The organism is Actinomycetota bacterium, assembly GCA_030684515.1.
Taxonomy (GTDB): Bacteria; Actinomycetota; Actinomycetes; order S36-B12; family S36-B12; genus UBA11398.
The window spans coordinates 122,014-145,017 of record JAUXVJ010000002.1 but is presented as its reverse complement, the minus strand read 5'-3'; the positions used below and the strand labels follow the sequence as shown (position 1 = coordinate 145,017).

Below are 23,004 nucleotides of genomic sequence, written 5' to 3'. Positions count from 1 at the left end.
GACTACTCCGCTGGAGTTGCCTCTGCAACGGGCTCATCGAACTCGCCAGCGGCAGCAGCAATGCTGATTGCCTCCTCAGCAGCTTCAGCTGCAGCAACGGCGGCCACGATGTCGGCAGCGGCCTCGTCGTTACGAGCCTGAGCCTCAGCTGCGGTGATGATGATGAGATCGACATGCTCGATGTAGCGCTTGACCGGCTCACGCTGGATGTCGCGCGGCTTGGCGATGATGGTCTTGCCTTCAAAGCTCACCGAGAACACCACGTGCGACTTGCGCAGCGCAAGATCAAGATCGTGGTTGGGCAGTGCGATGTGCACAAGCTCTGAGCCCTGGCCGTAGAGCACAGCGGGAACCAAGCCTTCACGACGCAGGCGGCGTGCAGCACCCTTACCGAAATCTGAACGGGACTGGGCGGTGATGTCTACCTGTAACACGTGAAACTCCTCGATCGGTCGTCAGTGCGCCTCGGCTGAGCGCGATTGGGCGCTGACCTTCGTCGATCACGGTGCTGGTTGGGCACCCTCGCCGAGGAGAGGCAGAATCGTATCAGTGCGATGAGGCAGTTTCCGAATCCGGGTTGTCCTCAAACATGCTCGTAACTGAGCCATCGGTGAACACCTCGGTGATCGCCTGGGAAAGGATCGGCGCGATCGAGAGCACCTTGAGCTTGGGAAACATCTTCTCTTCAGGAATCGGCAAGGTGTTGGTCACCACCACCTCGGTGATGCGCGAATTCTGCAGACGCTCACGGGCCGGATCGCTGAGGATTCCGTGTGTTGCAGCCACGATCACCTCTGCCGCGCCGTAATCAAAGAGCGTTTCCGCTGCCTTGGCGATGGTCCCACCGGTATCGATCATGTCGTCGACAATCACGCAAAGGCGGTCGCGGACATCGCCAACGACCTCGAGCACCTTGACCTGATTGGGCACATCAGGATCGCGACGCTTGTGGATGATGGCAAGCGGAGCACCGAGCACGTCGGTCCAGCGCTCGGCAACGCGCACGCGGCCAGCATCAGGAGAAACGACAGTGATACGGCTCCGGTCAAACCTGCTGGCGACATGTCGAGCCAGCAAGGGCAGCGAGAACAAGTGGTCGACGGGGCCATCGAAGAAGCCCTGGATCTGCGAGGTGTGCAGATCAACAGTCATCAGACGATCAGCGCCAGCAGTCTTGAACAGATCGGCAATCAAGCGGGCGGAGATGGGCTCGCGTCCGCGGTGCTTCTTGTCCTGGCGAGCATAGCCATAGAAGGGCATGATCACGGTGATGCGTTTTGCCGAAGCCCGCTTCAGCGCATCGACCATGATCAGTTGCTCCATGATCCACTTGTTGATCGGCTCAGTGTGGCTTTGCATGATGAATACATCGCACCCGCGGACCGACTCCTGGAAGCGAACGAAGATCTCGCCATTGGCGAAGTCGTAGGCGACTGTTCGTCCCAATGGAATTCCGAGGTTCCTGGCAACCTCTTCAGCCAACTCTGGATGGGCACGTCCCGCGAGTAGCACCATGCGCTTTTGGTTAGGAACCACTTGCAGGGTCACCCTTCCTCCTGATTCTTTTGCGCAGCCTCAGCTGCTTTGGCCGCGGGAGAGCCTGGGCGTCGGCGAAGGACCCAGTCGACAATATTGCGTTGCTGACCCCGTGCGATCCCCATCGATCCCGGCGGCACATCTTCGGTGATGACTGAGCCGGCGGCCGTGTAGGCGCCGTCACCGATGGTGACTGGCGCCACCAACATGGTGTCGCTGCCGATGCGCACGTGTTTGCCGACAACAGTGCGGTGCTTTTCAAGCCCATCGAAGTTGCAGAAGACCGTGGCAGCGCCGATGTTGGTGCCCTCGCCGATATCGCCATCGCCTACGTAGCTCAGATGCGGCACTTTCGCGTCGTCGGCGAGATTGGAGTTCTTGATTTCCACAAATGCGCCGGCCTTGGTGTGGTTGCCCATCACAGTGCCTGGTCGTAGATAGGTGAACGGGCCAACTGCCGCGTCAGCTCCGATGACCGCGAGTTGCGCCCAGGTATGGATGACGGTGGAATTCTCGCCGACTTCACACGAGGCAAGAGTGGTGCCCGGTCCAATGCGTGCTCCGCGAGCAACTGAAGTGGGGCCGGTGAGGGTGGTGTTTGGCAGGAGCGTGACGTCCGGCTCCAACTCCACATCAACGTCGAGCCACGTCGTTGCGCTATCCAGAATTGCCACACCCGCACGCATCCACTGCTCGTTGATGCGGTCGCGCATGACTGCTGCAGCTTGCGCGAGTTGGAAGCGATCGTTGACACCGAGAATCTCATCAGGGCTCTGGCAAAGCCAGGCCGCGACCACGGCGTTCTCGGAGCGAAGCATCCCAATGACGTCGGTCAGATACTCCTCGCCCTGCGAATTGTCAGTGGTGACATCGGAAAGAAGTCGAGCCAGATCAGAGGGCGCGAAGCAGTACATGCCGGAATTGACCTCGTCGACCAACAGTTCCGCGTCTGAAGCGTCCTTGTGTTCAACAATGCGCTGCACGCTCTGCTCATGATCGCGGATCACGCGACCATACCCAGCGGGATCGCTGAGGCGCGCAGTGAGCACCGTCGCCCGCGCTGCAGTCTCGCGATGTGTGAGCATCAGCATTTGCAGTGTGGTGCCGGTCAGCAACGGGGTGTCACCTGTCAGCACGACAACAGGGGCATCACCAAGATTGATGCCGCGCTCTTCAAGATCAGCCATCGCAATGCGCACTGCGTGACCAGTGCCTGCTTGCGTCTCCTGCACCACGGTCAGCGCCCAGGGTGCGATTTCCTCTACGTGTGCGACGACCTCGTCGCGCCCGTGTCCGACCACGACGACGACATGTTCTGGGTCGAGAGCGGCCGCGGCCTCAAGCACATGGCCAAGCAGTGAACGGCCAGCGACCTGATGAAGAACCTTGGGAGTGGCCGAGCGCATGCGCTTGCCTTCACCTGCGGCGAGGATGAACACAGCTGCGGGACGTGTCACGACTCAGGAGCGTATCTGCTCGATTGATGGGCGCACAGCATGCCTGCGAATCAGGCCCCGGCCGTCCACAATGTCGCGTACTCATCAATGATCTGCGCGCAGATTTCGGGGTGCGAGAGAGGCACATGGTGATGGGCGTCCGGGACCAAGGTGTACTCGGATCCCTCAGGGGCAAAGCCGAGCAGGAACGGCACCACCTCGGGCTTCACCACGGCGCTCTGCCCGGCATGGACGTAGTGGAAAGGCACCTTCAGGCCCGCGATGCTCGCATTGAACAGCTCTTCATCAATCACCGGAACCACCTCCTGGTCGAACTTCCAGGTCCAGCCCTCGTCGATCTCCGTCACCCCGTAGGTGGCGATCCGGGCGATGATCGCCGGGTCGACGTCATCCTGAGTGGGCATCAATCGGAAACGAGCCTCCCCGTCCTCACGGCTGGAGTAGATGCGCTTGGGGGCCGAGCCAGCAGCAGCAATGGGGCGAAAACGTCCTTCGCCCTCAATGAATGTGTCCATGAGAATGACGCCAATTGCCCGCTCCGGACGCTGGGTGGCCGCCATGACCACTGAGGTTCCGCCCAGGCTATGGCCCACAAGCAAGGCACGCTCGATCCCGGCATCATCGAGCACGGCATTGACCTCTTCGCCCCATGTTTCGATGCTGTAGACCTCACGGTGGCCGCTGTCGCCGCTGCCACTGATGTCCAACTGCACCACGCGGTACTTCTGAGCCAGAAGGGGGTGCACCGCAGCCCACCACAGATGATGGGCGCGAAAGCCATGGGTCAGGACGATCGTGATTGGGCCATCGCCAGTGACGCTATAGCGAATGGGGGCGCCGGCTACTTCAACGACCTGGTCTAGCTGATCCACTGAGGACCTTTCCGTTTTCCAATGAGCTACTTGGGAGGATCCAACTTTAGAGCCCTTCATGTGCGGCCCGATGAAGAATCCGCGAGGTATCCCCCCGCTATCCCGAGGGGCGCATCAACGGCACGTGAGCTATCGCAGCTGAGCCAGGGCTGGGGAAGGCGGCTGGCTAGCGCGCAGCACCACCAACTACGCCAACATCAGCACTCGGGTGGCCACAGCTGCGGCCTGTGTCAGCGAGACACCGATTTGAGCCAGATCCGACAATCTCTCGTCTGAACTCTGCGAAACGGCATCCTCCAGGAGCACTGTGCGGAAGTCTCGCTCGCTTGCCTCAACGAGCGTTGCTCGAGGGCAATTCGGCAGATTGCATCCTGCGATCACCACTGTGGAAATGCCGCGAGCTTCAAGGAATTCGCCCAGCTGAGTCCGATAGAAGGCTCCCCAGCGAGGCTTGTACATGATCCATTCGGCTCGGCCAACTGCTTGCAACTGCCCACCCAGTAGCGCGCCCGAATCCAGTTCGACGTGCGTCTCCAGAAGACCCGGGGCCAATTGGCTGCCGAGAGAGGCCGGCGCAACCATTTGCAGTCCATCTTCCACGGCAGCTCGGCGGGGCGGATCAACATCTCTACTTCCCGGCTCGTAGAGACGCACCACATGAACTATTGGCAGACTCGCCTTGCGATATGCGCTGACGGCATGAACGACGTTTGGGAGCACGTCCATAGTTCCCGGAATTTCGAATGGCGAGCCGTCCAGGAAGTCACGCTGCATGTCAATGGTCAGCAAGACCGAACTGGCAAAGTCCGGTGTCAGGTAGTCCCGGGTCATGGCTTGCCATCTCCAACAGATGTGCTGGGCCGAAGATCACGCCACGCGATCTGCCCACCATGAGGTGTGCACGTTGCGAGAACTTCGTGCAGCCCCTTGGGCCACGTAGAGAGTTCCAAAATCACGCTTCCCCACTCATCCGACGGCTCCATGCGCAGCCACGCAAGAGGGGCATCGCTTGTGGCTCTCCGACCTGCGTCTGCGATGCACTCTTCAAATTGCTGACGCTCGTGGTCAGTCAGGTACGGCATCACAATGGAGTGCATGACGACCGTAATAACTCCCGGACAACGCGCTGCCAATCGCTGGCGCAACCAAGGAGTTGCAGGACACGTATCAATCTGAACAGACTCGAAAATTGACAGTGCGGCTTCTAGCCGCGCCAATCGAGCCGTGTCTTCAGGCCAGATGAACGACCTCAGCTTTTCCCCGTCAGCGGTACTCCTCGCGTCCAATGGCGCCAGATCGCAACCTATGCGTGACTGAATGGTCACCTCGGCACCCAACAGGGCACCATCGAAATCCGGCTCAAGAACCACAGCCGAATCTGCCGGTCCCCAGGAGTCAGCTGTCGTATTGATGCGGTAGCGGTCAAGATGCAGATTGAGACCCGCACTGCACCCCACTTCGAGCAACTGAATTGGCAGTCCAAATTCCCTTGTCAGGTGTCTCAAGCCCGCCGAAAGGACCGCTGCCCGTCCGACTTCATTCGTTTGGACTCCCGCCTGCATTCCCTCCCGAATTGCTGCCTTGTGGGCGGACGCGAAAGCGAAGAATGCTGGCACCACGCGGAGGACATCCACCTCACCGCCGAGACTCGGCAAATATTGGGCCAGCTCGTCGGACTGCCCTGCGATGAGCAGTCTGTGGACTGCGCCCAGCAAGCGAAGCAATACCGCTGATTCGACGGGATCCTGCAGGTCGCTTCGGAGGAGATCAACGACATCGTTTGCTTCATCATCCAGTTGGTTCGCGATTTCCTCGACGATCGCAGCCCATGTGGGGGAGCCATTCTCATGACAAAGGCGAGCTTGGAGTTCACAGGCGTAGCGGAGCTGAACTGACATAGCCACCAGAAGGCCTCCTAGCCAAGTGGAATCAACTCGCCCGAGTCTGACAAGCCAGATACGGGCTGTAAAGGAGTGGGGCTGGAAGCGAAGAACTGACTGCCTGAGCCCGTACTCAGCAGCCCTGAAATGCTCTGAAACAGGATGGAACGGCTTCCTTCGTGGAAGTGGCCCCAATCAATATCTACAGAAGCTCCCGGGGGAGGGATCGAACCTCCGTTGACGGATTCAAAGTCCGCTGTCCTGCCGCTAGACGACCCGGGACTGAGTTGGCGACAAACGATAAGGGGCTTTGGTCTGTTTGCTTCGTCGACTGGGTTACGCTACCGTAACTTACGCAACCGTAGGTCTTCGGATCCGCGACCCGCCTCGAGCTAGGGAGCTCGCACATGTCCGTTTCACCGTCCGCAGACCCCATTGACTCCGCTCCCCCGGAGGGCCCCGACGAGCTGCTGCAGCCGCAGGCTCTTTGGATGCGCATCACTATCGGCATTTTTGTCGTCGTTCCGTTCCTGGCCGTGCTTGCTGTCATACCTGTTGCCTGGGGCGGCTGGCTCTCGTGGGTCGACGTCGCGCTCTTCATCGTGTTCTGGGCTATTACCGGCTTGGGCATCACAGTCGGCTACCACCGCTTCTTCACACACGGGTCGTTCAAGGCCGGTCGCGGCATCAAGATCATGCTCGCGATCATGGGCTCCTACGCCCTCGAGGGTTCCATCTCGCAGTGGGTTGCCGACCACCGCAAGCATCACAAGTACTCCGATATGCCGGGCGACCCGCACTCGCCTTGGCTCGAGGGCGACGGCCGCGGCTCACTGCTCAAGGGCTTCTGGCATGCGCACGTCGGCTGGTTATTCGACAAGGAGCAGACTCCTGTTGCGCAATATGCACCCGACATCCAGAACGATCCCGACCTTGAGCTGCTCACCAAGTGGTATCCCGCACTCGTAGTCGGATCCTTGTTGCTGCCTGCTGTCCTCGGCGGTCTGATCACGTGGTCATGGGCCGGAGCCATCACTGCCTTCTTCTGGGCCGGGCTCGTGCGCGTCGCCTTCGTCCATCACGTCACTTGGGGAATCAACTCGGCTTGCCACATCTGGGGCAAGCATCACTTCAAGTCCCGTGACCGCTCGACCAACGTGTGGTGGCTGGCGATTCCGTCCTGCGGCGAGTCCTGGCACAGCCTGCACCATGCCGAGCCCACCTCCGCCCGTCACGGCGTGCTCAAGGGACAGGTCGATATCGCTGCGGTCTTCATTCGCGCGCTTGAGCGCATGAAACTCGTGAACGACGTCAGATGGCCCAAGCCTGAGCGACTGGTACGCAAGCTCACTGATCCGACGATGGCACCGCGCATCCGCGGGTACCAAAAGCAGGCCTAAGCGTGGCTACTCCTGACATCTTGTTGAACTCTGTCTCCGAACTTCACCAAGCTCGCCCTCTTGCGCCCCGCGAGCGCGTGCGGATGACGGGCAATGAGCGCCGCGAGCAACTGATCACCATTGCTCGACGGCTCTTTGCTGCCAAGGGTTTCGAATCGGTCAGCGTCGAGGAGATAGCGGCGAAGGCAGATGTCTCCAAGCCCGTGGTCTACGAGCACTTCGGCGGCAAAGAGGGGCTGTACGCCGTCATTGTCGATCGTGAGATGAACGACTTGCTGTTGACCATCAGCGAAGCGCTGAACCCAACTGTCGACACACCTATGAATGCACGCATCCTGCTTGAGCGCGCTGCGATGGCACTGTTCGACTACATCGAAGCCGATCCTGATGGCTTCCGCATTTTGGTGCGCGATGCGCCCACGATGCGTGAATCCGATCAGCACTCAATCGCCGTGCAGCACTCGCCTTCGTTTGCCAGCGTCATCAGCGACATAGCCGCGCATGTGCAAGACCTCCTCGCAGCGCAGTTCAAGGCGCACAAGATCAACACCAAGCTCGCGCCGATGTACTCGCAAATGCTCGTGGGCATGGTGGCACTCACTGGTCAGTGGTGGCTCGATGAGCGCAAGCCCAAGAAGGACGAGGTCGTGGCCAATGTCATCAACCTGGCCTGGAACGGGCTGGGCAATATGGATCCCAAGCCCAAGCTCATCAGCAAGTCGCGCTAGCTGATCCGTGCTCCTGGCACCGGTCCAAAGGTGCGCTTCACTGATCGAACAATGCCTGTCGAAGTCAAACTGACGGCGATATCAAGTGCATGTTCAGCCGATCGGGCAAGAAATGCACAGCTTGGACCGCTGCCCGAAACGATGCCGCCAAGCGCTCCCGCCTCTTCACCGGCTTCAATCACTCGCTTGAGCGAAGGTCGCAAGGAGAAGGCCGCAGGCTGAAGATCGTTGTGCAAGGACTTGCCCAACAGCACGGGATCACCTGCGCGCAGTGCCTGCATCAAGGATTCCGAAACGGTGGGCGGGGGGACTTCCTGGCCAGCCCGAAGACGATCACATTCGGCATAGACCGCTGCAGTTGAAAGTCCCTCTCCGGCGAGGGCAAAGACCCAGTTGAAGGTTCCTTGTGCAAGCACGCCGGTGAGTTGCTCACCACGGCCGGTACCAATTGCCGTTCCGCCGTGCAGCGCAAAGGTCACGTCCGAACCGAGTTCCGCGCAGAGCCGATCAAGCACTGATCTGGGCGAATCCAGTTTCCATAGGGCGTCGCAGGCAAGCAGGGTGGCTGCTGCATCCGCGCTTCCGCCGGCCATACCGCCGGCCACTGGGATGCTCTTGTTGATCCAGATTTCGATGTCTGGCTCCAGCCGAGCGGTCTGCGCCAGGAGTGCAGCTGCCTGCCAGGCCAGATTGCTGGAGTCCAATGGAACATGGGCCTGGCCCTCGCCTGTGCAACTGATGGCAATACCGCTGCCAGCAGTGCGCTGCCGAACTTTCACTTCATCATGCAGTCCCACCGCATGAAAGACCGTCGCGAGGTCATGGAAGCCATCAGCTCGGGCGGGACCAACTGAGAGTTGCAGATTGACCTTTGCGGGAACGCGGACGCTCACCTCGTCGCTGGCCATGTCTTGAAGGCTAAGACCTGCGCAATCTCAATGCGCAGTCACCCGTGCTGGAGACATTCGGCAAGGCGCGCGAATTGCACGACATCGAGAGTCTCGCCACGGGCGGCAGGATCGATGCCTGCCGTGCGCAAGGCGACTTCGGCACGATCAGCAGAACCAGCAAATTGCGCCAATGCCCCCCGCAGAGATTTCCGCCGCTGTCCGAAGGCGGCATCCACTACAGCGAAGACTTCCTTGCGAGATACAGCACAGGGGGGTGGTGCTGTGCGCACCAAGCGGACAAGACCAGAGTCGATATTCGGCTCAGGCCAGAACACCGTCCGGCCAACTGTCCCGACAAGTTCAAGAGTGCCGAACCATCGCGCCTTGACACTCGGTGCTCCGTAGACACGAGAGCCAGGGCCTGCAGCCAGTCGATCAGCAACTTCCTTCTGCACCATCACCAGCATTCGCTCAATGTCAGGAAAGTGCTGCAGGTAGTACAGGAGCACTGGCACTGAAATGTTGTACGGCAGATTCGCCACGAGCGCCGCAACCGGCCTCGGCAGTTCGGTGACGTGCAGTGCATCGGCCTCAATGACCGTGAGATCCGCAGAACGTTCAGGCAGGTGCGCACCCACAGTCAGCGGCAGTTGATTCGCCAGTGCCTTTTCAATCTCAACTGCAACAACCGGATGATCCGCTTGGAGTAGGGCAAGAGTCAGGCTGCCAAGGCCAGGGCCGATCTCAAGGACTGCGCACCCAGCGGGCAGGTCAGCAAGCCGAACAATGCGTTGCACGGTGTTGGGGTCGATGACGAAGTTCTGCCCTCGCCTTTTTGTTGGTCGAAGCTCCATGCTGGCAGCGAGCTCACGAATCTCGCGAGCTCCCAGGAGTTCAGTCACCAGGCGCCGAAGGCTCGTTGTGCATTGGCCCAGAGCAATGCACCAAGTGCGGACTCATCCGTGCCACGCACCTGCGCCAAAGTGCGCACAGTGTGCGGCATCAGATACGAGGCATTGGGCTTGCCTCGATGCGGCACGGGCGTCAGATATGGAGCATCGGTTTCCACCAGAATCAGATCATCGGGAACAACCGCGGCTGCATCGCGCAATTCCTGGGCGGGCTTGAAAGTGACGACACCTGCAAATGAGATGAACCACCCCTGCTCTGAGCAGAAGCGCGCCATGGCTGCATCACCGCTGAAGCAGTGGAACACCACTCGCTCGGGAGCGCCTTCACCCATCAGTATGTCCATCACATCCTGATGTGATTCACGATCATGAATCACGAGAGTCTTGTTGAGCTTTTTGGCGATTGCAATGTGGCGTCGGAAGGACTCCTGCTGAATCGGCCGCAGCTCTTCTTCAGCGCGAAAGTAGTCAAGGCCAGTTTCACCAACCGCACGAACAACGTCATCGCCGGCCATGACTTCGATGGCAAGGTATGCGGCATCCAATGCAGCGCGCCCCTCGTCGACGTAGATGCGCGGAGCCTCATTTGGATGCAGCCCCACACCGACTGCCAGCGAAGGTCGGGAGCGCGCGAGGGCGATGGACAGCCGAGCAGATTCAAGGTCGCAACCGATCTGCACGATCCGGGTAACGCCAACAGACGCGGCCAATTCGATCAAGGTGTCTGGGTCTGGCAGCGCTCCCCCATGCAGATGCTGATCATGAATGTCGAGATGACAATGCGTATCGATGACGGGCACTGCCAGTTGCTCTGGAGGCGCAAGCGTCATTCCCCAACCTCCTCCAGTCGGGGGAACAGGCCGTTGCCCTTGGTGATCAGCGTCCCTTGGGGCAATTGACCCCATCGTGCAACATCGCCGACACGCTGTTCATCGATGGGACCAAGAGCGGCTTCGGCCCCCAGCTGCGACCAAAGATCAGCCATCGCCTTGGGCATCAAAGGGAAGTAGAGCACTGCCATCGCTCGCAGGGACTCACAGATTGCATACAGCACAGCGTGCAAACGAGCAATCTGCGTTTCGTCCTTGGCCAGCACCCAAGGCTCCTGCTCGGTGACATACATGTTCACCGCATCGACAAAGCCCTTGATCGCGACGATGGCCGCCGAGAAGTCGAGAAGATCCATGGCGGCTTCAGCCTCAACCACCACGCGCGCGAGGTGATCACTCAATGCCTTCTCTGCTGCGCCTTGGACACCTGCAGCAGGCAGCAGGCCTTCGCAATAGCGATTGACCATGGCCGTGCCACGAGAGGCCAGATTGCCAAGACCATTGGCCAGCTCTGCCGTGTAGCGAGCGCTCATCTCCTCCCATGAGAAGGAGCCGTCCTGACCAAACTGGATCGAGCGCAGGAAGTAGTAGCGGAAGGCGTCGGAGCCAAAGTGATCGATGATCTGCGAGGGGGCGATACCGGTGAGTTTGCTCTTGGACATCTTTTCGCCACCCACGAGCAGCCAGCCATGCGCAAAGACCTGCTTGGGCAGGGGCAGGTCAGCGGCCATCAGCATTGCGGGCCAATAGATGGCGTGGAATCGCAGGATGTCCTTGCCCACAAGATGCACATCAGCGGGCCAGGTCGCAGCAAACTGCTGGCCGGCTTCAGATTCGGGATCCTCGCCGTAGCCAACCGCAGTCAGGTAGTTCAGCAGCGCGTCAAACCACACATAGACCACTTGCTTGGAATCCCATGGCAGTGGAACTCCCCAATTCACACTTGACCGCGACATCGAGATGTCCACGAGTCCACCACGAAGAAAACTCATCACTTCGTTGTAGGCGCTCTGCGGCTGCACAGCTTCAGGGTGGGCCTCGTAATGAGCGATCAAGCGCTCGCCGAAGGCAGATAACTGAAAGAACCAGTTGTCCTCGAGCACGTGCTCAACTGGGCGACCGTGGATCGGACAGACCTGCTCACCCGCGTATTCGCCGGTGCCAGGAATCAAGTCTGCAGCGAATTTGAACTCCTCGCAGCCCACGCAGTACGGACCTTCATAGGGAGCTGCGTACACGAATCCGTTTTCGCGCACGGCCTCCCAGAACTTCTGTACGGAAGCAAGGTGGCGCGGTTCGGTGGTGCGGATGAAGTCATCGTTTGCGGCATCAACGGTCTTCAGAACCGGAAGCCATTCGGATTCAACGAGACGATCAACCCACTGCTGGGGAGTCACGCCGCCGGCATCAGCGGCTCTTTGCACCTTGGTGCCGTGCTCATCGACGCCGGTGAGGTACCAGACATCCTCGCCTCGCTGACGATGCCAGCGAGTCAGGAAATCTCCCGCTGTTGTCGTATATGCGTGGCCGATGTGTGGGGCATCGTTGACGTAATAGATCGGTGTTGTCACATAGAAACGAGCCGAAGGGTCAATCGAAGCCATGGCGCGATCCTACGGTTGGGCTGCCTTCGACTGGATGACAGCGTCGTAGACCTCTCGCCGCGCAACACCGACTTCGCGAGCCACTTCGGCAATTGCCGACTTCCGCTCAATTCCGCCTTCCTCGCGACGACGCACCTCGGCAACCCACTCCTGCGGGGTAACCAAGCCACGCGCTGCGCGCAACTCGTCAACAGATGCTCCCGACACGACAACGGTGCACTCTCCTCGAACACCGTCGGCCGCCCAGGTCACCAATGACTCCAGAGTCCCTCGGATCACTTCTTCATAGGTCTTGGTCAGCTCACGGCAGACTGCTGCCAAGCGGTCAGGGCCTAGCCCAGCGGACAGAGCCGTGAGCATCGCTGCAAGGCGATGCGGTGCCTCGAAGAAGACCATCGTGCGCACTTCGGACTTGAGCTCATCAATACGAGCCTGACGCTCGCCACCTTTGCGTGGCAGAAAGCCTTCAAAGCAGAAGCGATCAACGGGAAGTCCCGAGACAGCAAGAGCCATGAGTACTGCCGAAGGCCCCGGCGCAGCAGTGACCGGCACCCCACGCTGTACTGCTTCAGCGACCACTCGATAGCCCGGATCACTGACTGAGGGCATACCGGCGTCCGTGACGACGAGCACGATGGCGCCGGCAAGTGCCGCATCAACCAATTCGACTGCTCGCTGCTTCTCGTTGGCGTCGTAGTACGACACCACCCGACCACCCAAGATGACGCCCAGCCCATCAGCAAGGCGGCGAAGGCGGCGGGTGTCTTCGGCGGCGATCACGTCGGCCGTTTCGAGCAGACCGATCAGCCGGGCAGAGGCATCACCCACATTGCCTAGCGGAGTGGCGGCAAGAACGATGCGACCGATCGGACTCTCGTTCTCAATCTCTGGAATCTCCGATGCGACCGCCACGATTGCATCCTCCCACCCGCCTACGATGACTCAGTGCTGCTGGCTCGAGACACCGCCTCCCTAGGGAAGCGTCTTGTGCCATCCATGCCGCAGTCCTCAGGATGGTTCAGCGCGCTGTTGGTGACAGCCATCGGCGCAGTGCTCCGGCTCTGGAATCTTGGTCAACCGCACGCAGTCAATTTTGATGAGACCTACTACCCCAAGGACGCCCTAGCGCTGCTCCGCTTCGGGGTGGAGCAGGCAACGGTCGCGGACGCAGACAAGATCCTGCTGGCTTCAGACGGCAATTGGCAGAACGTCGACATCTTCACAGGCGCAGCCGCGTTCATCGTCCACCCACCTTTAGGCAAGTGGATCATCGGCCTTGGCGAGTTGGCCCTGGGAGTCACGCCCACCGGCTGGCGAATCGCCGTTGCAATCGTCGGCATCATCTCGGTGTTGCTCACCGCGCGCATAGCGCGGAGATTGACGCGATCCAATCTCGTTGGCTTGCTTGCCGGACTCTTCGTTGCCCTCGATGGCATGCACATCGTGATGAGCCGCACAGGACTGCTCGACATCATGCTCGGCTTCTTCGTGCTGATTGCCTTCGGTTGCTTCTTGATGGACCGTGATCAAGTGCGCGGGCGCCTCGCGGCACTGATTCGGGCTGAAGGCCTGCAAGCCACTGCCACCACATGGGGACCCAAGCTCGGCTTGCGACCCTGGCGATGGGCTGGTGCACTGGCGCTTGGACTTGGCTGCAGTGTGAAGTGGTCTGGTATTTGGTTTGCCTTTGCCTTCATCGCGATGACCCTTGTCTGGGATGTCTCCGCGCGGCGGGCCGTTGGTGTCGAACGGCCTTGGCGTGCAACGATTCTTCGCGGCCTTCCAGTAACCGTGCTCGTCAGCGGAGCAATCATCATCGCGACCTATCTCGCGTCGTGGACCGGCTGGTTCATCAGTGACAGCGGCTGGGATCGCAATTGGGCCGAGGGCTCAGGCATTGCTGCATCACTGAGTTCGCTGTGGCACTACCACGCGGAGATGTGGAACTTCCATGTCGGCTTGACGACCGAGCACGCATACGCCAGCAATCCATGGGGGTGGCTGTTGCAGGCACGTCCGACCTCCTTCTACTGGAACAACGTCACGGATCGAAGTCAGGGCTGTCCGACGGACAACTGCGCCGCCGAGGTACTGGCGCTTGGCAATCCGGTGATCTGGTGGGCGGGGATTCTGGCAATCGTCTATCAGGTCTGGCGCTGGCTCGGCAAGCGCGACTGGCGATCAGCGGCCGTGCTCGTGGCCATTGCAGCCGGCTGGCTGCCGTGGATGCTGTACCTGAATCGCACAATCTTCACCTTCTACACCGTGGTCTTCATGCCCTTCATCGCGATCGCCCTGGCGATGTCGGCAGCCGCACTGCTGGGATCTGAAACAGCATCAGCTCTGCGCAAACGACGCGGCATGATCGCGATCGGTGTGCTCGTTGGCGCAGTGATTGTGGTGGCCTGGTGGCTCTATCCGGTGTGGACCGGTGAGCTGCTGCCGTACAACGAATGGCAACAGCGAATGTGGATGCCCAGCTGGGTATAGCGACCCGACCTGTCACTATCGACCTCCCGCCGAAAGGGGAAGCAATGACCGATCGCGCGATTCCAGAGACCCACCACGACCTGCTTGATACTCCGATCTCGGTGGCATTGGCCACCGTCGGCCCCACGGGCTACCCCCAGGTCACCTATGTCTGGGTGATCCGCGAGGGAAATACTCTTGTGATCTCGCTGCCCGAGGCACGCCAGAAGACGAAGAACCTACGAGCGCGACCCAAGGCAACCATCTTCGCCGCCGACCCGAACAATCCCTTCCGCACTCTGGAAATTCGCGGTGATGTGACCATCAACCCTGATCCGACGCTGGCCACCCTCACCGAGGTGCTCGCCGCCTACGGCGGCACTCTGGACAAGTTCGCCGGGCCGACCCAGGACCGCGTCACTGTCCGATTGCAGCCCACGCGAGTGGTCACGCAAGGCTGATCAAGCCCTAGCCTGCGCTAAGAATGCATTGATTCATGATTTGGTGGAGCTGAGGGGATTCGAACCCCTGGCCTTCTCATTGCGAACGAGACGCGCTACCAACTGCGCCACAGCCCCTGAAGCGGGTGAACAGTATCAGGGGTGGATTCAGGCGTTGGCGGTGCGAACTGCGGGCATCTCTGCCGTCTCGGTGCGGTGATCAACCTGCGCAGGTTCGGCAGCCGCCGCATCCTGATGACGACGCATGGTGTTGGCAGCGTTGACCATCGCGGTACCAGTCCACTCACCTGGGTGCGCCCTGTCGATTGGACGAGGGATCACCGAGGCGCGAGGTGAATTCACATATGTCGGCAGGGTTGAGGGGACTGCCTCCCAAGAATTCTCGTCATCCCAGGCATTCCAGTTTTCCCAGTCATCTTCAACTGCCAGGGCGGGAGCTGCCATTGGAGCCGGTGCCCGGCGGGGCTGCTGATCGCGGATCGGGGCTGGCTGCATGCGCTGAGTTTGCTTGCGCGCAGGAGCGGTCATAACTGTTGCCACAAGAAATGAGGTGACCAGGACTGCAGAAATCATCGGCACCCACTTGGGCGCAATGGACGCAAATGCAAGCAACAAGGTCACCGCTAGGACTGCGGTGAGAGCACCGAGAATCATGGTGCGACGCTGAGTTGCGCGCTCATGGGCGGAATTGCCGTAGTGCTGGCGGGATTGCTGTGGCTTGGACATGTTCTCTCCCGAACGCTGATTTGCTAGCGAGCTCATCGCTGTGCTGAAGCGAGTAGTCGAGCGAACTTCGCTGACCTGATCGTGGCGCTTGAGCCACATTGGGATGAGTACCGCAGCCCACAAGGCGATGATCACCAAGTAGATCAAGCCCGTCACCTTGCGAACGCTAAACCCCGAAGTCGCTCACACCGCGCAGGCGGGATGCATCAATTTTGCGTGTCGCGAAATTAGGTGTATACGTCAATTCGGCTGTATCGCGCGCCAGCCGGCGAGGACACTTTCGGGACGATCGCCTTCCACCAAGGCGTAACAGATGTGATCGCGCCAGTCGCCGGCGATATGCAGGTAGGAACGGCGCAGTCCTTCTTCTGGAATGCCGAGTTTTTCCACTACCCGCCGTGAAGCCGCATTCTCTGGACGGATGTGAATCTCCACCCGATGAAGCCGCAACTGCTCGATGCAATAGTCCAGCGCCATGGCAACCGCGGTGGGCATGATGCCTTTCCCCGCAACATCTTTGTCGATCCAATAGCCGATGTAGGCCGATCGCAGGGAGCCGTAGGCAATGCCGCCCACAGTCAATTGCCCCACGAATACGCCGTCATAAGTGACCACCCAGGGGATGACTCGCCCCGCTCGAGCGCTGCGATGCATCGAGCGCACCATCATGCCGAAGCTGGCTGGGATCTCTCCTGACTCAAGGCCCTCGATGGGAACAGTGGCTTCCCACTCCTCCAACCAGTCAACATTGCGTCGGCGCACTTCACGCCACATCCGACCATCGCGTCGACCAATCGGGCGAAGCCCTACTCGACCCTCGACAAGGGTGGCTTCCCAGTTCACGGCCAGGAAGCGACGAAGTCGCGCAGCCAGTCGCGAAAATCCGGGCCAAGATCTTCGCGCTCAGAAGCCAGCACGACATTGGCCTGGAGGTAGGAGAGCCGATCGCCGGTGTCGTAACGGCGACCGCTGAAGACCACCCCGTGCACGCCGCCACCTTGATCAGCCGGAATAGTGGCAAGCTCACGAAGGGCATCAGTCAGCTGAATCTCCCCGCCGCGACCGGGCTCAGTGCGCTGGAGAACCTTGAAGACCGAGGGGTCCAGCAAGTAGCGACCAATCACCGCGTAATTGCTCGGCGCGGATGCTGGGTCAGGCTTCTCAACGAGATCAGTCACCCGCACCAGCCCATCGATGGGATCTCCATCGACGGCCACACAGCCGTACAGGGAGATCGCCTGTGCAGGCACTTCCATGAGGCAGACGATCGAACCGCCGAATCGGGCGCGAGCCTGCATCATGCGAGGCAGGATCGGATCGCGGGGATCAATCAGATCATCACCCAGCATGACTGCGAAAGGTTCATCCCCAATGTGATCCTCAGCCATCAGCACCGCGTGGCCAAGGCCAAGGGGATCTCCCTGTCGCACATAGTGGATGCGTGCCAGATCTGTGGGCCCGGTAACCATGGCCAGTTTCTCTTCATCGTGCTTACGGCCCAGGGAGGCTTCAAGTTCGAAGTTGCGGTCGAAATGATCCTCAAGGGGGCGCTTGCTGCGCCCAGTGATGAACAACAGGTCGGTGAGGCCTGCGGCGACTGCTTCTTCCACCACGTACTGGATCGCCGGCTTGTCGACGATGGGCAGCATCTCCTTGGGCGTTGCCTTCGTCGCGGGCAGGAATCGGGTACCCAATCCTGCAGCGGGCACGACCGCCTTGCGCACCACATGATTCATGTCCACGACCCTAGCCGCACTTCATACGGCACGATGGTTCCGTGGCAGCCAACGAGCCTTCAGAGTCGTACTCGAAATCAGAATTGCGCGGGCGCATTCGCGCTCGTCGAGCCGAGCGATCAGCTGTCGAGCGTCAGGAGTCCGGTGACTCGATTGCGGCGCACGTGATGAGCATTGTCGCTGAACACCGATCTTCGAGCGTTGCCTGCTATTTCTCGACCGCGCATGAGCCCACCACTTCTGCGCTCATGGATCAGTTGTGGGCAGCAGACATCGAGGTGCTGACACCGCGTGTGCGAGCTACCGAACTCGAGTGGGTGCAGAGCACTCCCACGAGCGACTACACCTCAGGCTCATTCGGGATTCGTGAAGTTGTGGGAGGCGAGGTGCTGCCACTGTCCAAGGTCAATTTGGTCTTCCTGCCTGCCCTTGCCGTTTCTGCCGCCGGGGCCCGCCTTGGCCAAGGGGGCGGCTTCTACGACCGGGCCCTGGCACGCCTGGAAGACAGGCCCCTGCTCATTGCAGTCCTGTACGCAGATGAAGACGGCATCGACGTTCCATCAGAAGCACATGATGTTGCAGTTGACGCAGTAGCAACTGAGCAGGGAGTGCGCTGGACTACGACAGGTACGAAGTCACGGTCCAAGTAGTCCAGAAGGCACCGATACACAACGCCACCATCAAACCAACGAAGACCCAGAAGCGACCGCGCCGCTCAGACCACAGGTCCGTGCTCTCCCAAGCGAAGCCCGAGAAGGTGGTGAAGGCGCCGCAGAATCCGCTGCCGAGCAGGACCAGCAGAGTCGAGTTGCCTAGTCCCACCACCACCCCCAGCAGTGCGGAGCCGACGACATTGACCACGAGGAGCCCGATCGGAATCGGGCTCTCCACAGAGGCTCGAGTCACTGCTCGATCCGTCAGAAATCGAGCAGGTGCGCCGAACGCGGCCCCCAAGGCAACCCAGCCGAGCATCGCAAGACTCATGCGGGTCGCCTCAGCAGTGCAAAAGCACGACTGCCCAAGGGAACAGCGAGCAGACCGATAAGCAGAGTGCAGGCGAGGTAGCCCACAGCAAGGAAGGGCTGATCGTCATAGATCACGACATCGGCCGCGAGAGTTGAGAAGGTGGTGAACCCGCCGAGCAGCCCGGTGATGATGAAGGGCTGCCACAAGGGGGAACCACTTCGGCTTCGGATCCACGGATACGCCATTCCGATTGCGAAGGCACCCAGCACATTGACCATCAAAGTCGCGACCAGGTCAGTCCATTGGCTGTGGCTCATGAGCTCGGCAATGCTGTACCTGGCAAGGGACCCCATGACTCCCCCGACGGAGATCACCAGCAGCACGCGCGCTTGGAGTCCTTCGAACACACCGCGACCATAGAGGCTTTCGCACCTGAAGTTGCTGCCGCAAAGCACGGGAGGCACAATTAGCACTCAAATTCAGCGAGTGCCAGCAGTGCCGGAGGACCAGTGCCAACGTACGAATATTCGTGCAGCAATTGCGGGACGTCGCACGAGATCGTGCAGAAGATGTCTGATGCCACCCTCACTGTGTGCCCAGATTGCGGCGAAAACACCTTGCGCAAGTTGTTCAACAACGTCGGTGTGATGTTCAAGGGCTCTGGCTTCTACCGAAACGATTCGCGCAGTTCATCTGACAGCGGCTCGTCAACGAAGTCCACGAGTTCCGACTCCAGTTCGTCCTCGCCTAGCCCCGCGCCGGCTGCAAGTGCGCCCGCGGCATCAAGCAGCTCGAGCAGCTCGAGCTCAAGTTCCTCCTCTTCATCTGACTGACCTGTGGACGACTGTTTCCACTGAGGCGCCGCTTCTCCCTAATCTCAAGGAATGCTTGTTCCGCCTGAACTGCGCGGGCACATCCGAGTGTTCATCGCGCGCCACCGCCGAGTTCTGGCTGCGCTCTGCGCTGGCCTGGCCACACTATTGATCCTCAGCGTTGTGGTGGACGCTGCTGAGCCGTCTGGAGTTGCGGCAGTCAACGCCAGACCGGTGCAGCAGCTCACCCCAGGCGAAGTGGCCGTACCCATTCTCCTGGCTGACGCCAAACTCGCTGCAGGTGTGGATCCGGGTGACCGAGTCGATCTCATTGAGCTCTCAGACCTGGCGCCAGCAGTGGTGATCGCCGAACATGCGCGGGTGCTGTCAAAGGGTTCAAGCGGCGGAACCTTCAGCGTGAGCGAGGCGCAGATGCTTGTCGTTGCGGTAGCAAAGGCCGATGCGCTTGTCGTTGCAGCTGCGGGGGCGGCGGCGTCCCTCACGCTGGTGATGCAGTCCAACATCACGTGAGAGGCAACTAGTCGCCGTGATGCGGCGGAACCTCGGCACGAAGCCAGTCGTCGCGTGATTCAGGCTCCCGTGCTTCGTCGGAAGTCACGTCCGGCAGCAGATCGACCTCAAGAGTCTTGGCCTTCTTGGCCTTCGTCTGCTTCGGGTCAGCGCTCACCCCCCAAGGGTACGGCGTAGCGTCTGCGCGGTGGAGCTTGAGCAGATGCGCGATCGCGAGCATTCGCATGCGGTGCGCACCTTGCCGTGGGTGCGGGATCGGTTGGCGCGGCGATTCGTGGGCCAAAAACACCCAGTCGACGACTTCCTGTTCGACTACTACCCCTACTCCATCGCAAAACTCACGACCTGGCATCCGGGTTGGGGGGCAGTGATCGAGCGCGACGATGCCTTTCTGAGCCGCCACAAGGACTACGTTCGAGTCGAGTCAGGAGTCACTCTCGGCACGGCCGGACTCATGAAACGAGCAGAGCGTCTGCAACTAGCATCGACCTTGCTCCGCAACACCCATGACCGCGCGCCACTATTCAATTGCTTCGGGATGCACGAGTGGGCCATGGTGTTCCGCGGCCAGTCATCAGACGTTCGACACCCAGAATTTCCTTTGCGCCTTGAGCCGAGCGAAATTGAGAGGGCAGTCAACGAAGTTGGCTTGCGCTGCACGCACCTCGACGCATTTCGCTTCTTCACTGCAGAGGCCGTGCCGCTCAACGAACACCAGCTCACGCGTGCCAGTCAGCCGGATTTCGAACAGCCTGGATGCGTGCATGCCGCGATGGACCTCTACAAGTACGCGATGTGGGCAGGCCCGTATCTGCCGAGCGAACTCGCTGCGGATTGCTTCGGCTTGGCACGCACTGCCCGCACTCTCGATATGCAAGCTTCGCCTTATGACCTGCGCGAACTCGGATTCGAAGCAATACCGATGGAGACCCGAGAAGGCCGCAGTCATTACGTCCTGCGGCAGCGGGAATTGAGTACTGAAGCCCAACTTCTGCGAAAGACTCTGCTGATCGCAATTGACGAGCTTCTCAATGCTGCTAATCAGACGGCAGCCCGAATTCAGCAGGCACGCAACTCTGTGGCACCTATCTCTTGGCAATAGTCACGAGCCAGTCGATCTGCCGCCTTACGTTGCTCTGACGGGTGGTGACACAGGTGTCAACCCACGCGCTCACCCCGTATTCAAGGACAATCATGCTCTCCACCTCCCGGCGGCTGTAGCCGTGGAGGTTCAGCTCCGGAGCACCAGCAATACGGGAGTCCCCTTCGCCGGCAAACACGAGAAGAGCCTTGCCGCCCGGCTTCATGGAATCCACCAACCGGGGTACGGCAATGCGAGATTGCTCGAGTCCGGCTGCGTCCAACGCTCCGACTGAGATCACGCACGCGTACGTTTTGGCGCGCACTTCAAACTCGGACAGACACGCCTGCTGAACCTCCAAGGTGGCCGGCATATCGGCCACCAGTAATTGGGCCTTGGCAAGGCCGATCGATGAACAGTCCACGGCAGTGACATTGAAGCCACACTCCATGAGGAAGCGGACGTCCGCACCGTTGCCGCACCCAAGGTCCAGCGCCCATGTCCCTGGAGCAACCGGGATTGTGAAATTGTCCTGCACAAACTGGACGACGTTCGGATGGGGGTACCGCGGATTGCGCTGCTCATTCCACTGGTCCCAAACTGCGGCAGACACCTGGACTCCCTATCCTTGAGTGCTCAAACAGCGTAACGACAGCAACAGCACACGCACGGCTCCGTAGCTCAGGGGATAGAGCAGTGGTTTCCTAAACCATTTGTCGGCAGTTCGATTCTGCCCGGGGCCACTTCACGTGTTGAGATTCGCCGGGCCGCCCAGGTCAGGTGACGATGCCGGCGATCTTCAGCTCGATAAGGCGTTCGTCGGAAATGCCAATCTCAGCCAGAATCTCATCGGTGTGCTCAGCGAACTGAGGGGCACGATCGATCACCGGCGGTAACTCATCAAAGAGCACCGGACTTTGGATGAGCTCCCGCGCAACGCCGTCGGCATCGGTCACCTGGGCCACCAGGCCATTGGCCCGCAACGATGCATCCTGACTCAACTCCCAGGTGTTCTGCACAGGACTCCACTGACCGTCCATCGCGGTGAAGATCGGCAGCCACTCTTCGAAAGTCCTTGACGCCAGGATCTCAGCGACGATCGCCGCTCCCTCTTGTCCGTTCTGCAGAAGCAGGTTGCCATCCGTGAATCTGGGGTCCGTCACAAGCTCTTGCCGCCCCACAACACGGCAGAACTCGGCCCAATACTTGCCTGGTTGCAACATGTTCAGCGTGATCCAACGACCATCACGCGTGCGATAGGTACCGGTGATCGGGTTGCGAGGACCAGTGGAATTTGGGGCCAGACGTGGTGCAGGTCCGCCCAGAATCATTGCCACGTTTGACGAATACTGTGTTGCCCACGCCCCCACGCTCAGCAAAGAAACGTCAACGATCGACGTCACTCCGGTCGCAGAACGTTTGTACAGCGCTGCAGCGATTCCACCGGCAATCGTCATGCCACCGATGTTGTCTCCGTAGGCACCTGTGGGCATCCCCATGAATTGCTCAGCCTCGGGAGCGGTCTGCAGATCACCACTGCCTCCGCGCGCCCAGAACCCAGTGGCGTCGTAGCCACCGGCGTCACGCTCGGGTCCCTTGTTGCCAAATCCGGTCCCCCGTACGTAGATGATATCGGGGTTGATGGCGCGAATCTGATCCACGTCGATGCCTGCCTTACGCCGAGCCGATGGCAGGAAGTTGGTGACGAACACATCGGCTCTGCGCACCAGTTCGGCCAAGATCTCATTGGCCTCTGGGGAGCCCAGAGTCAGCCCCAGGCTGCGCTTGCCCCGATTGGGGCCCTCCATGATCGGGAAGAAGTTTACCCCTGGAGTCGAGGCGTCCAGGCCAAGGATGCGCACAAGTCCGCGCTGGGCATCGCCGGTTTCGGCATGCTCGATCTTGATGACATCTGCTCCCCAGTCAGCCAGTACTGCCCCTGAGGACGGGACAAAGGTGAACTGAGCCACCTCGACAACACGGACGCCCGCCATTGGACCTTGCATACCTGCTCCTAGTCATGACAAAGGACGGGGCCAATTGGCACGCTAACTGCCGGCGATTATCTGCACAAGCCCTTTCAGCGCACGCGCAATTCTCGGATTTCCTTCGTG

27 protein-coding genes and 3 tRNA genes are annotated in these 23,004 nt (G+C 60.2%); 9 read left to right on the top strand and 21 right to left on the bottom strand.

Translation table 11 applies throughout. From position 1 onward, the window contains the following. Window positions 1-2 precede the first annotated feature (2 nt). The 7 genes from Q8M73_00840 to Q8M73_00810 form a co-directional block, all read right to left on the bottom strand. Window positions 3-434 carry a 50S ribosomal protein L25 gene (locus Q8M73_00840; GenBank protein MDP2287099.1) on the bottom strand — a complete coding sequence of 144 codons (432 nt, stop codon included), beginning with the start codon at window positions 432-434 and terminating at the stop codon, window positions 3-5. A 112-nt stretch (window positions 435-546) separates the two neighbouring features. Continuing rightward, on the bottom strand, window positions 547-1,515 hold the full coding sequence (locus tag Q8M73_00835; protein ID MDP2287098.1) for a ribose-phosphate diphosphokinase: 969 nt from the start codon (window positions 1,513-1,515) through the stop codon (window positions 547-549). A 29-nt stretch (window positions 1,516-1,544) separates the two neighbouring features. Then, entirely contained in the window at window positions 1,545-2,942 is a 1,398-nt protein-coding gene (gene glmU / locus Q8M73_00830) for a bifunctional UDP-N-acetylglucosamine diphosphorylase/glucosamine-1-phosphate N-acetyltransferase GlmU (GenBank protein MDP2287097.1), read from the bottom strand. Window positions 2,943-3,043: 101 nt separating this feature from the next. After that, entirely contained in the window at window positions 3,044-3,865 is an 822-nt protein-coding gene (locus Q8M73_00825) for an alpha/beta hydrolase (protein MDP2287096.1), read from the bottom strand. 186 nt (window positions 3,866-4,051) lie between these two features. Beyond that, entirely contained in the window at window positions 4,052-4,696 is a 645-nt protein-coding gene (locus Q8M73_00820; GenBank protein ID MDP2287095.1) for an isochorismatase family cysteine hydrolase, read from the bottom strand. Then, window positions 4,693-5,763, bottom strand: a complete 1,071-nt coding sequence (locus Q8M73_00815) for a DUF2332 domain-containing protein (GenBank protein MDP2287094.1) — start codon at window positions 5,761-5,763, stop codon at window positions 4,693-4,695. The genes Q8M73_00820 and Q8M73_00815 overlap by 4 nt, the downstream gene beginning before the upstream one ends. A gap of 193 nt (window positions 5,764-5,956) precedes the next feature. Further along, window positions 5,957-6,027: transfer RNA gene (locus Q8M73_00810), tRNA-Gln, on the bottom strand. A 125-nt stretch (window positions 6,028-6,152) separates the two neighbouring features. Here Q8M73_00810 and Q8M73_00805 point away from each other — a divergent pair. Both Q8M73_00805 and Q8M73_00800 read left to right on the top strand, forming a co-directional pair. Further along, window positions 6,153-7,145 (top strand): acyl-CoA desaturase, encoded by a 993-nt coding sequence (locus Q8M73_00805; protein MDP2287093.1) that lies wholly within the window; start codon window positions 6,153-6,155, stop codon window positions 7,143-7,145. An 83-nt stretch (window positions 7,146-7,228) separates the two neighbouring features. Beyond that, window positions 7,229-7,873: a TetR/AcrR family transcriptional regulator gene (locus Q8M73_00800; protein ID MDP2287092.1), complete on the top strand. Its 645-nt coding sequence runs from the start codon at window positions 7,229-7,231 to the stop codon at window positions 7,871-7,873. Here Q8M73_00800 and Q8M73_00795 read toward each other — a convergent pair. From Q8M73_00795 to rsmI, 5 genes are read right to left on the bottom strand one after another with little or no spacing between them, the layout of a single operon-like run. After that, window positions 7,870-8,781: a 4-(cytidine 5'-diphospho)-2-C-methyl-D-erythritol kinase gene (locus Q8M73_00795; protein MDP2287091.1), complete on the bottom strand. Its 912-nt coding sequence runs from the start codon at window positions 8,779-8,781 to the stop codon at window positions 7,870-7,872. The two genes, Q8M73_00800 and Q8M73_00795, sit on opposite strands and share 4 nt — an antisense overlap. Before the next feature lie 38 nt (window positions 8,782-8,819). After that, complete coding sequence (gene rsmA / locus Q8M73_00790) at window positions 8,820-9,617, bottom strand: 16S rRNA (adenine(1518)-N(6)/adenine(1519)-N(6))-dimethyltransferase RsmA (GenBank protein MDP2287090.1); 798 nt, start codon at window positions 9,615-9,617, stop codon at window positions 8,820-8,822. A gap of 44 nt (window positions 9,618-9,661) precedes the next feature. Then, window positions 9,662-10,504 (bottom strand): TatD family hydrolase, encoded by an 843-nt coding sequence (locus Q8M73_00785; protein MDP2287089.1) that lies wholly within the window; start codon window positions 10,502-10,504, stop codon window positions 9,662-9,664. Beyond that, on the bottom strand, window positions 10,501-12,108 hold the full coding sequence (gene metG, locus Q8M73_00780) for a methionine--tRNA ligase (protein ID MDP2287088.1): 1,608 nt from the start codon (window positions 12,106-12,108) through the stop codon (window positions 10,501-10,503). The genes Q8M73_00785 and metG overlap by 4 nt, the downstream gene beginning before the upstream one ends. 9 nt (window positions 12,109-12,117) lie before the next feature. Next, entirely contained in the window at window positions 12,118-13,020 is a 903-nt protein-coding gene (gene rsmI / locus Q8M73_00775) for a 16S rRNA (cytidine(1402)-2'-O)-methyltransferase (GenBank protein MDP2287087.1), read from the bottom strand. 33 nt (window positions 13,021-13,053) lie between these two features. Between rsmI and Q8M73_00770 the strand changes: the two genes are divergently transcribed. Next, window positions 13,054-14,598, top strand: coding sequence for a phospholipid carrier-dependent glycosyltransferase (locus tag Q8M73_00770; GenBank protein ID MDP2287086.1), 1,545 nt, complete (start codon window positions 13,054-13,056; stop codon window positions 14,596-14,598). A gap of 44 nt (window positions 14,599-14,642) precedes the next feature. Next, window positions 14,643-15,038, top strand: a complete 396-nt coding sequence (locus tag Q8M73_00765; GenBank protein ID MDP2287085.1) for a PPOX class F420-dependent oxidoreductase — start codon at window positions 14,643-14,645, stop codon at window positions 15,036-15,038. Window positions 15,039-15,079: 41 nt separating this feature from the next. On the opposite strand, the gene Q8M73_00760 is transcribed toward Q8M73_00765, so the two are convergent. The 4 genes from Q8M73_00760 to Q8M73_00745 all read right to left on the bottom strand — a co-directional run bounded on the left by Q8M73_00760 (window position 15,080) and on the right by Q8M73_00745 (window position 17,500). Next, window positions 15,080-15,155: transfer RNA gene (locus Q8M73_00760), tRNA-Ala, on the bottom strand. Window positions 15,156-15,185: 30 nt separating this feature from the next. Beyond that, window positions 15,186-15,920: a hypothetical protein gene (locus Q8M73_00755; GenBank protein ID MDP2287084.1), complete on the bottom strand. Its 735-nt coding sequence runs from the start codon at window positions 15,918-15,920 to the stop codon at window positions 15,186-15,188. 84 nt (window positions 15,921-16,004) lie between these two features. Further along, a complete protein-coding gene (locus tag Q8M73_00750; protein MDP2287083.1) occupies window positions 16,005-16,613 on the bottom strand; it encodes a GNAT family protein in 609 nt (202 codons plus the stop codon). Further along, the gene (locus tag Q8M73_00745) at window positions 16,604-17,500 is read right to left on the bottom strand and encodes a UTP--glucose-1-phosphate uridylyltransferase (GenBank protein ID MDP2287082.1); all 897 of its coding nucleotides are present in this window, start codon (window positions 17,498-17,500) and stop codon (window positions 16,604-16,606) included. Before Q8M73_00745 ends, Q8M73_00750 begins: the two co-directional genes overlap by 10 nt. Before the next feature lie 41 nt (window positions 17,501-17,541). Here Q8M73_00745 and Q8M73_00740 point away from each other — a divergent pair, with 41 nt between their 5' ends. Continuing rightward, the gene (locus Q8M73_00740; protein ID MDP2287081.1) at window positions 17,542-18,150 is read left to right on the top strand and encodes a 5-formyltetrahydrofolate cyclo-ligase; all 609 of its coding nucleotides are present in this window, start codon (window positions 17,542-17,544) and stop codon (window positions 18,148-18,150) included. Here the strand turns inward: Q8M73_00740 and Q8M73_00735 are convergent. Beyond that, window positions 18,119-18,484, bottom strand: a complete 366-nt coding sequence (locus Q8M73_00735; GenBank protein MDP2287080.1) for a CrcB family protein — start codon at window positions 18,482-18,484, stop codon at window positions 18,119-18,121. The two genes, Q8M73_00740 and Q8M73_00735, sit on opposite strands and share 32 nt — an antisense overlap. Further along, the gene (locus Q8M73_00730; protein ID MDP2287079.1) at window positions 18,481-18,873 is read right to left on the bottom strand and encodes a CrcB family protein; all 393 of its coding nucleotides are present in this window, start codon (window positions 18,871-18,873) and stop codon (window positions 18,481-18,483) included. The genes Q8M73_00735 and Q8M73_00730 overlap by 4 nt, the downstream gene beginning before the upstream one ends. Before the next feature lie 102 nt (window positions 18,874-18,975). Between Q8M73_00730 and Q8M73_00725 the strand changes: the two genes are divergently transcribed. Both Q8M73_00725 and Q8M73_00720 read left to right on the top strand, forming a co-directional pair. Next, a complete protein-coding gene (locus tag Q8M73_00725; GenBank protein MDP2287078.1) occupies window positions 18,976-19,299 on the top strand; it encodes a zinc ribbon domain-containing protein in 324 nt (107 codons plus the stop codon). A 51-nt stretch (window positions 19,300-19,350) separates the two neighbouring features. Beyond that, window positions 19,351-19,809 (top strand): hypothetical protein, encoded by a 459-nt coding sequence (locus Q8M73_00720; protein MDP2287077.1) that lies wholly within the window; start codon window positions 19,351-19,353, stop codon window positions 19,807-19,809. A gap of 7 nt (window positions 19,810-19,816) precedes the next feature. Here the strand turns inward: Q8M73_00720 and Q8M73_00715 are convergent, their stop codons facing one another. Continuing rightward, window positions 19,817-19,966: a hypothetical protein gene (locus Q8M73_00715; protein MDP2287076.1), complete on the bottom strand. Its 150-nt coding sequence runs from the start codon at window positions 19,964-19,966 to the stop codon at window positions 19,817-19,819. Window positions 19,967-19,996: 30 nt separating this feature from the next. Between Q8M73_00715 and Q8M73_00710 the strand changes: the two genes are divergently transcribed. Next, window positions 19,997-20,911 (top strand): 3-methyladenine DNA glycosylase, encoded by a 915-nt coding sequence (locus Q8M73_00710; GenBank protein MDP2287075.1) that lies wholly within the window; start codon window positions 19,997-19,999, stop codon window positions 20,909-20,911. On the opposite strand, the gene Q8M73_00705 is transcribed toward Q8M73_00710, so the two are convergent. Beyond that, window positions 20,895-21,503: a methyltransferase domain-containing protein gene (locus Q8M73_00705; GenBank protein ID MDP2287074.1), complete on the bottom strand. Its 609-nt coding sequence runs from the start codon at window positions 21,501-21,503 to the stop codon at window positions 20,895-20,897. The two genes, Q8M73_00710 and Q8M73_00705, sit on opposite strands and share 17 nt — an antisense overlap. Before the next feature lie 57 nt (window positions 21,504-21,560). Between Q8M73_00705 and Q8M73_00700 the strand changes: the two genes are divergently transcribed. Continuing rightward, window positions 21,561-21,633, top strand: a tRNA-Arg gene (locus tag Q8M73_00700). 33 nt (window positions 21,634-21,666) lie between these two features. Here the strand turns inward: Q8M73_00700 and Q8M73_00695 are convergent. Next, window positions 21,667-22,896, bottom strand: a complete 1,230-nt coding sequence (locus Q8M73_00695) for a CoA transferase (protein MDP2287073.1) — start codon at window positions 22,894-22,896, stop codon at window positions 21,667-21,669. Window positions 22,897-23,004 lie beyond the last annotated feature (108 nt).